Source organism: Aeromonas sp. HMWF015, from assembly GCF_963878965.1.
GTDB classification, from domain to species: Bacteria; Pseudomonadota; Gammaproteobacteria; order Enterobacterales; family Aeromonadaceae; genus Aeromonas; species Aeromonas veronii.
The window spans coordinates 1-8,308 of record NZ_CAWNZT010000118.1; the positions used below are offsets into that span (position 1 = coordinate 1).

The 8,308-nt window shown below is 56.7% G+C and carries 9 protein-coding genes; all 9 read left to right on the forward strand.

What is annotated here, in order from left to right:
• Positions 1 to 1,513, forward strand: a 1,513-nt coding sequence (gene purH, locus AACS18_RS06045; protein ID WP_108611834.1) for a bifunctional phosphoribosylaminoimidazolecarboxamide formyltransferase/IMP cyclohydrolase, incomplete at its 5' end; no start/stop codon positions are given.
• A 114-nt stretch (positions 1,514 to 1,627) separates the two neighbouring features.
• A complete protein-coding gene (gene purD / locus AACS18_RS06050; RefSeq protein ID WP_108611835.1) occupies positions 1,628 to 2,914 on the forward strand; it encodes a phosphoribosylamine--glycine ligase in 1,287 nt (428 codons plus the stop codon).
• A 277-nt stretch (positions 2,915 to 3,191) separates the two neighbouring features.
• Positions 3,192 to 3,566 (forward strand): cytochrome b562, encoded by a 375-nt coding sequence (locus AACS18_RS06055; RefSeq protein ID WP_005349056.1) that lies wholly within the window; start codon positions 3,192 to 3,194, stop codon positions 3,564 to 3,566.
• The gene (locus tag AACS18_RS06060) at positions 3,547 to 4,104 is read left to right on the forward strand and encodes a cytochrome b/b6 domain-containing protein (protein WP_108611836.1); all 558 of its coding nucleotides are present in this window, start codon (positions 3,547 to 3,549) and stop codon (positions 4,102 to 4,104) included. The genes AACS18_RS06055 and AACS18_RS06060 overlap by 20 nt, the downstream gene beginning before the upstream one ends.
• A gap of 628 nt (positions 4,105 to 4,732) precedes the next feature.
• A complete protein-coding gene (locus tag AACS18_RS06065; RefSeq protein WP_108611837.1) occupies positions 4,733 to 6,163 on the forward strand; it encodes a tyrosine-type recombinase/integrase in 1,431 nt (476 codons plus the stop codon).
• A gap of 4 nt (positions 6,164 to 6,167) precedes the next feature.
• Complete coding sequence (locus tag AACS18_RS06070) at positions 6,168 to 7,127, forward strand: DUF6387 family protein (RefSeq protein ID WP_108611838.1); 960 nt, start codon at positions 6,168 to 6,170, stop codon at positions 7,125 to 7,127.
• A 111-nt stretch (positions 7,128 to 7,238) separates the two neighbouring features.
• Complete coding sequence (locus tag AACS18_RS06075; RefSeq protein WP_033113308.1) at positions 7,239 to 7,469, forward strand: helix-turn-helix domain-containing protein; 231 nt, start codon at positions 7,239 to 7,241, stop codon at positions 7,467 to 7,469.
• Positions 7,470 to 7,485: 16 nt separating this feature from the next.
• On the forward strand, positions 7,486 to 7,806 hold the full coding sequence (locus tag AACS18_RS23165) for an ogr/Delta-like zinc finger family protein (protein WP_084059540.1): 321 nt from the start codon (positions 7,486 to 7,488) through the stop codon (positions 7,804 to 7,806).
• Positions 7,803 to 8,308: GPO family capsid scaffolding protein (locus tag AACS18_RS06085; protein WP_181363219.1), on the forward strand; the 506-nt coding region annotated here is incomplete at its 3' end. The genes AACS18_RS23165 and AACS18_RS06085, both read left to right, overlap by 4 nt.

Consider the following 8,308-nt stretch of genomic DNA (forward strand, 5'->3'; position numbering starts at 1 on the left):
CAACGAGCGTGGTGTTGCCCTGCTCTCCACGGGCGGTACCGCCAAGCTGCTTGGCGAGGCGGGTCTGCCGGTGACCGAGGTCTCCGACTACACGGGTTTCCCTGAAATGATGGATGGCCGGGTCAAGACCCTGCATCCCAAGGTTCATGGCGGCATCCTCGGCCGTCGGGATCAGGATGACGCCATCATGGCCCAGCACGCTATCTCCCCCATCGACATGGTTGTCGTCAACCTCTACCCCTTTGCTGCCACCGTGGCCAAAGCGGGCTGCACTCTGGCCGATGCGGTCGAGAACATCGACATCGGCGGTCCGACCATGGTGCGTTCTGCCGCCAAAAACCATAAAGATGTCGCTATCGTCGTCAAAGCTGCCGACTATGATCGGGTTATTCGCGAGATGGATGCCAACGGCAACAGCCTGAAACTGGCGACCCGTTTCGATCTTGCCATCGCCGCCTTCGAGCACACCGCCGCCTACGACGGCATGATCGCCAACTACTTCGGCACCATGGTTCCTTCCTACGGTGAAAACAAGGAGGGTGACGAGGAGTCCCGCTTTCCGCGCACCTTCAACAGCCAGTTCATCAAGAAGCAGGACATGCGCTACGGTGAGAACAGCCATCAGGCAGCCGCCTTCTACGCCGAAGAGCATGCCGCGCCGGGTTCTGTCTCCAGCGCTATCCAGCTGCAGGGCAAGGCGCTCTCCTATAACAACATCGCCGATACCGATGCGGCGCTGGAGTGTGTTAAGGAGTTCGACGAGCCGGCCTGCGTCATCGTCAAGCATGCCAACCCCTGCGGTGTGGCCATCGGTAACGACCTGCTGAGTGCCTACGATCGCGCTTACCAGACCGACCCCACCTCTGCCTTCGGCGGCATCATCGCCTTCAACCGTGAGCTGGATGGCGCCACTGCCGCTGCCATCGTGGCCCGCCAGTTTGTTGAGGTGATCATCGCCCCGACCGTCAGCCAGGAGGCCCGTGATGCGGTCGCCGCCAAGCAGAACGTGCGTCTGCTCGAATGCGGTCAGTGGACGGCTCCGGCGCAAGGGTTTGACCTCAAGCGCGTCAACGGTGGCCTGCTGGTACAGGAGCGGGATCTCGGCATGGTGACGCTGGGTGACCTTACCGTGGTCAGCAAGCGCCAGCCGAGCGAGGCCGAGCTGCAGGATCTGCTGTTCTGCTGGAAAGTGGCCAAGTTCGTCAAATCCAACGCCATCGTCTACGCCAAAAATGGCCAGGCCATCGGCGTCGGCGCAGGCCAGATGAGCCGTGTTTATTCGGCCAAAATCGCCGGTATCAAGGCGGCGGATGAAGGACTGACCGTGGCGGGCTCCGTGATGGCCTCCGATGCCTTCTTCCCGTTCCGCGACGGTATCGATGCTGCCGCGCAGGCCGGTATCTCCTGCGTGATCCAGCCGGGTGGCTCGATGCGAGATCAGGAGGTAATCGACGCCGCCGACGAACACGGCATGTGCATGGTCTTCACCAACATGCGCCATTTCCGTCATTGATGGGTCAGGGGCTGCCGATGGCGGCCCTTTTGTTGTCTCTTTTCAACTGACTATTTCCACTGACTGACGGCCCGGGTGGCCGTCCAGTGACCACAAATAGAAGCGAGCGATACGATGAAAGTACTGATCATTGGCAACGGTGGCCGTGAACACGCCCTGGCTTGGAAGGCCAAACACTCCCCGCTGGTGCGTCACGTTTTTGTGGCGCCGGGCAATGCGGGCACCCAGCTTGAGCCGGGTGTCGAGAACGTCGCCATCGAGGCGACCGATATCGAAGGGCTGCTGGCCTTTGCGAGAGAGAAGCAGATCGGCCTCACCATCGTCGGGCCGGAAGCGCCGCTGGTGAAAGGGGTGGTGGATGCCTTCCGCGCCGCCGGTCAGCCCATCTTTGGCCCGACCGCTGCCGCTGCCCAGCTGGAAGGCTCCAAGGCTTTCACCAAGGATTTCCTGGCCCGTCACGCCATCCCGACTGCCGAATACCAGAATTTCACCGAAGTGGAGCCTGCTCTCGCCTACTTGCGCGAGAAGGGCGCCCCCATCGTCATCAAGGCCGATGGTCTGGCGGCGGGCAAGGGGGTGATTGTCGCCATGACCTTGCCGGAGGCGGAAGACGCGGTGCGCGACATGCTCTCCGGCAATGCCTTTGGCGAAGCGGGCTCCCGGGTGGTGATTGAGGAGTTTCTGGAGGGGGAAGAGGCGAGCTTCATCGTCATGGTCGATGGCGAGCACGTGCTGCCGATGGCCACCAGTCAGGATCACAAGCGGGTTGGCGACGGTGATACCGGCCTCAACACCGGCGGCATGGGGGCATACTCCCCGGCGCCTGTGGTGACCGCCGAGGTACATCGACGCGTGATGGAGCAGGTGATCATGCCGACCGTGCGCGGCATGGCGGCCGAGGGCAACGTCTACACCGGTTTCCTCTATGCCGGTCTGATGATCGACGGTGCAGGCAATCCCAAGGTGATCGAGTTCAACTGCCGCTTTGGCGATCCCGAGACCCAGCCCATCATGCTGCGGATGCAATCCGATCTGGTGGAGCTCTGTCTGGCCGCTTGCGCGGGCAAGCTGGATCAGAAAGAGGCCATCTATGATCCCCGCGCCGCTATCGGCGTGGTGTTGGCGGCGGGAGGCTATCCGGGCGATTACAGCACCAACCACCCCATCAGCGGCTTGCCGGTGGATGAAGTGGCGGGTGAGAAGGTGTTCCATGCCGGTACCCGCCTGGAGGGCGATACCAGCCTGACCGCTGGCGGCCGCGTGTTGTGCGCCACCGCCCTCGGCCACACAGTGGCAGAAGCCCAGCAGCGTGCCTATCAGCTCGCTGGCCGCATCAAGTGGGATGGCGTCTTCTACCGCAAGGATATCGGCTGGCGCGCCATTGCTCGCGAACAGGAGTAACTGACGCACGCAAATGGCCAGCTGATTCAGACCCCGCTACGGCGGGGTTTTTTGTCCTTGTTTACCGCTTTCAACCATCCTCATGATGCGCGTCACCTGCGTTCAATCAGTTACCAAGCGCAAACAAGCGCGGCATATCTGTCACTATTTGCCACAAAAAACAGCATTTTTCACAAACGTTTCACCATAAGTCATGGCATCATGCTGGTGATGAATTCTTGTTTGGATTCATAAGTACCCCTAACAATTCGAGCATGTCGTTATATAAGGAAATCCCATGTTGAAAACCGTCCGCCCCCTGCTGCTGCCTCTGATGTTTGGCCTGATGACCCTGCCTGCCGTGGCGGGTGATCTGGAACAGCCGATGAAGAAGATTGGCTTCAACTACAAGCAGGCCGTCAAGGCTGATGATGCAGCCACCATGGAGAAGCACATCAACGAGATGAAGGCCCAGCTGGATGTAGCCAAGCAGAAGAACATGCCGGCCGCCAAGAAAGAGAAATTCCTTGAAGGGATGAATGAGGTACAGACCGAGCTGGACGCCAGCCTGGCCGCACTCAAGGCGGGTGATGAGGCCAAGGCGCGCGAACATCTGGCCAAGGTCAACGACCTGAAGAAGGAGTACCACAAATATGCCAAGCAAAAAGGGTGAGCCCTTTCGCTGGGATCCGCTGGTTCGCCTGACCCACTGGGGCTTGGTGGCGGTCTGCATCAGCAATCTCTGGGTTAACGAAGCGGGCGAGGAGTGGCACGAGTGGCTGGGTTACGCTGCCATTGGACTGGTCTCCTTGCGTCTGCTCTGGGGGCTTACTTTTGCCCGTGGCTACGCTCGCCTTGGTGCCCTCATCCCCAGCGGTGAGGATTTTCGCCAGCAAGCGCGCGAGATGCGTGAGCGACAGCCTCCGGCACCAGGTCATCACGGTAGCGGCAAGCTGGCCGTGTGGGCGCTCTGGCTGGTCGTGCTGGCCACTGCTGGCAGCGGCTGGTTTCAAAATACCGAGACGGGATTTGAACTGGGGGCTGACGAGTGGCATGAGTGGTGCGTGGTGGCGCTGCAGGGACTGATTGGTCTGCACCTGCTGGCCATTGTCTTCACCTCCTGGCGCCAGCGCAGCAATCTGGTTACCCGGATGCTGCCTGCTATCGGGCGTCGCTCGTCCATCCAGAGCGGCAGCAACGAGCAAACCTGAGGCGCAGCATTAGGCTCCTTGTCTCTGAGTGAGGCGCCTGATCCGGACCCTGCCCAGACCCGCCCATGGCGGGTCTTTTCTATGACCTCATCGAGCTCATCACTGGACATTGCCCGATCCGCAGATACAAAAAGGCCGCTCATCATGAGCGGCCTTTTTCAATTTGGTGGCCCCTGGGGGACTTGAACCCACGACCAATCGATTATGAGCGTGGGAAAAACGCATTTTACTGTATTTGCGTACAGTATATGATGTCATATAAATCAATGCCTTATAGCGCTACGCTCATTTTGTGACCTTCTCTGGTCTTCCCCTATATTCTCCCTCTGTCATATCCTATAGGTATCCTTTTTTGACCAATCGATTTTTAGGATACCTGGATCGATTGGTCGAGCAAGAACAGGCTAGCCAGGGAAAGGAGCAGCGAACGCCACTCCCCCCTTGGGCCAAAAAAGGTCGCATAGGGTTTAAATATTGAGGTTACAGAGGTTACAAGGTTACATCTCTCTACAGACCACGGTTTTACTGGGTTTGTTTGTAACCTCACCATAAATAGTCAGAGGTTACAGAGGTTACAAGACCAGTCTTGCCTGCCCTTCCTCTGGCTAGCCTGGTTTGTGGGGGGAAGATGAAAGCGTTCAAATTCACCAAGGCCACGATCGATGCACTGCCCTGCGCACCAGAGGGGAAGCAGGTCGAGTACTGTGATGCCATGGTGCAGGGGCTGAGGCTTCGGGTCGGGGCCACAGGAACGAAGTCGTTTAGCGTGGCCAAGAGGAAAGAGGGGCGCTTTATCAGGGCTACCTTGGGGCGCTATCCGGCATTGACCATCGACATGGCCCGCGCCAAGGCGCTGGAGATCTTGGGAGACGTGGCCATCACTGGCCAGAACCCCAACGTGATCCGCCGCGAACAGGACAAGCTGAAAGTCACCCTGGGCGAGGCGATAGATGCCTACCTTGCCAGCCGTGGCGACCGGATCAGAGCAGAGACGGCCAAGCACTACCGCGCTGATCTCAACAACTACTCCGGCGACTGGATGACGATCCCCCTGGTCAAACTCACACGGGAAAAGATCGAGGTTCGCCACAAGGCCATCACCGAAGGGTTGCCCAGTGCCTGGCACGGCGCATCGCCAGAGTTTCGCAAGGCGGGCACCGGCAAGGGCAGCAAGGCGCAGGCTGACCGCTGGGCGCGCACACTGCGGGCCGTGTGGCGCTTTGCCCGTGATCACTATCGGGATGCCAATGATCGGGTCATGCTGCCCGAGCCACCGACCGAAGTCCTGAGCAGCAAGCGGCTTTGGCACAACACCCCCAGACGCAACGACCGGATCCGCACCCATGAACTCAGGCGCTGGCTGGATGCTGTGGAGCAGGTCAGGCAGCACGCCATCGACTGGCGGGACGATACGACTGCCACCGTCTGCGATGCCATCGACATGGCACTGTTTACGGGGTTACGCCGCGCTGAAGTATTCCAGCTCACCTGGGATCGGGTCAGCATGAGCGGCGGCTACTTCTGGATTGACCAGACCAAGAATGGTGATCCGCTGGAGCTGCCGATCACCGATACCCTGCTCACCATTTTCCGCCGCCGTTGGCACTGGAACCTGAAACAGAGCCGGTTTGTATTCCCTGGTCGCAATCCAGACCGCCCTATCCATGAGCCGCGCCGTGTCATAGCCAAGATCTGCGCGGCCACTGTACCGAACCCCAACCCTGACGGCCTGCCGCCGCTCGAGTTCAAATGCCACGATGCCCGCCGTACCTTCGGCACTGTGGCCGAACTGGCCGAGGTCGGTCAGTACACCATCAAGCGCCTGATGAACCACCGCACTCTGCGCAGTGCCGATGTCACCCAGGGTTACATCCACTTCACAGCAGACGAGCTGCGTAAACCGGCTACCAGGATTGAGCGGGATATTTTGGAATATGCGGGCCGCCTGGATAGTAAAAATAATGCCAATAGTAATTTGTTGACTATTTTTGCCACGCTGCCAGAAGACGAGCAACGTCGATTATTGCTGAGCGCTTCAATGAATAATTCAAGGAGTTAAAGCTTTGCTTGATTTATTAAATAAAGAGAATGTTTGGGAAGGCTTACTATCTAAGTCGTATGACTATCTTTTTTTAATGGATGTAGCGACGATTATTGATGAAGTCACAGTAAGGGCTGAGATACTTTATGGTGATAAATACCAGCCATTACTCAATGAAAAGGCTATGTCAGAAGTGATCGGGCTATTGAAACTGGAGGAACCATTATTCCCAGTTGTGAATGATATCATGACTGAATCATTTATTGAGCTTATCGATTATGAAGAAGATGCGTTGGCTATCAGCATGAAATTGAGCGAAATGGACAAGCATATTCTTCACGTCAACTGTAACAAGTATGCAGAACGAGAGCCCAATGTACTTAGTCAAACAGATGTTGTGCGACCATTATCAGTTGGAGCGTTGAATTTTTATTATGAGCATACACTCCGAGCCAACCGACATCATCGCTATGTTGACTCTGTGTCACGTAACGTCATGAAATTCAGGAGTGAATTTGGCGACGTTGTACCATGTGCCCCGCCAATGAAACCAGATGGAAAAGTCTTGTTGAGTATTGATCTTGAGAATAGTTCGAATGATGAGATTTTATCCTCGCTGAAAAGTTTGCTCTCTGTATGGCGCAAAGAATTAGAGATTGGTGAAGTAAGAAAACGACCATTGCAGGTCAAAGGACATACAACGCTCAATAAAATAATAGACTATAAGTTAATTGAGTTGATGGATGTGTTGATTGTATTGAAAGTAGCTAATTGCCATGTTTGTTATGAACGACTGCAAGAGTATCTTTATTTTGATAGTATGTATAAAGATTGGGGGGCCGATAAAATAAAAAGGACAGTTATTCCACTGTCTAAGAAGTTCACTGACGAGCTTTATTTGAGAACCTTAAAAAATAGTTTGTCTGGCGACAATAAACTGTACTCGATTGTTGCCTCTATCTATGAGCCATCCAGTGCCTAACACGTCCAGGCATCATTAACACTCAGGCACAAAAATCACTTTTTCATTTTTGTTCCGGTATTAAACATGAAATATGGAAGATAGCCCTCGTAAACCAAGAGGGCTATCAATATGACATCATCTACCAGCCAAACCATTAGTAATCGCCTCACTCGCCGTGAGGCTGCCGCTTACCTTGGGTTGTCTGAGAAGACCCTCGGGGTCTGGGCCAGCAATGGTCGCTATGAACTCCCTTACTACAAGATTGGCAACCGTACCCTCTACGAACGCGCCGATCTCGATGCGTTCCTCGCCTCCCGCAAGATGCTGCATTCCAGCAAACCTGCAAACCCCATCCAATAACCCTGGAGGTACTCACATGCGCGTGATGTGTACCGAGTGCGGTCAGTTGGGCCGCATTACCAAGACCAACCGCCTGACGGCGGGGGTCGCCAATCTTTATTGCCAGTGTACCGATGCCGAGTGTGGTCACTCTTGGGTGTCCACCCTGGCCTATAGCCACACCTTGAGCCCATCGGCCAAGAACGCTACAGCGATGGCCATCACACTGGCGCAAGGGCTGTCGCCGGAGGCGCATGGCTCACTGTGCAAGAGCGTGAACGAGCGGCAGCAGCAGCTCGACATACTGGCCGCGCAAGAGCGCGAAAAACCGGTGGTTACACTGCGGAGGGTGGTATGAGTAGCCAAATCAAAACCGGCTGGGTGTGCATCGCCACTGCGGGGCCAACACTGGACGGCCGCAATATCAGCCCCGAGAGCCTGCGCCAGATGGCCGAGGCATATGACCCAAGTTTCTATATGGCCCAGCTCTGGCCAGAGGGAGCGCGCACTCGCCCGCTTGGCTCTGTGGATGCCTTGAAGGTTCAGGAAGAAGGGGGCCAACTCAAGCTGATGGCGGTGCTGTGCCCGACCCTTGAGCTGATTGACCTCAACATCAGCGGCAGCCACGGCTTTTGCACCATTGAGGCGGCTGAAAACTTTGCAGGCACCGGCCAGTGGTATCTGGCGGGGGTCTCTGTCACCGACCAGCCGACCATCACGGGGCTGACCCAACTGCAATTTAGTGCCAAGCGACCCGAGGCGCGCCCGCTCTTGGTGCCAGCCTCTTTGCCTGTACCCGTCCCCGCCAAACCGGCGAACCGGACACCAGACCCTGACCGCATGTTCAAGCAGCTGGAAAC

Excerpts from the sequence above, each read along its gene's own strand:
- AACS18_RS06055 (WP_005349056.1), top strand. The coding sequence starts at position 3,192 with ATGTTGAAAACCGTCCGCCCCCTGCTGCTGCCTCTGATGTTTGGCCTG.
- AACS18_RS23165 (WP_084059540.1), top strand. The coding sequence starts at position 7,486 with ATGCGCGTGATGTGTACCGAGTGCGGTCAGTTGGGCCGCATTACCAAG.
- AACS18_RS06060 (WP_108611836.1), top strand. The coding sequence starts at position 3,547 with ATGCCAAGCAAAAAGGGTGAGCCCTTTCGCTGGGATCCGCTGGTTCGC.
- AACS18_RS06075 (WP_033113308.1), top strand. The coding sequence starts at position 7,239 with ATGACATCATCTACCAGCCAAACCATTAGTAATCGCCTCACTCGCCGT.
- purD (WP_108611835.1), top strand. The coding sequence starts at position 1,628 with ATGAAAGTACTGATCATTGGCAACGGTGGCCGTGAACACGCCCTGGCT.
- AACS18_RS06065 (WP_108611837.1), top strand. The coding sequence starts at position 4,733 with ATGAAAGCGTTCAAATTCACCAAGGCCACGATCGATGCACTGCCCTGC.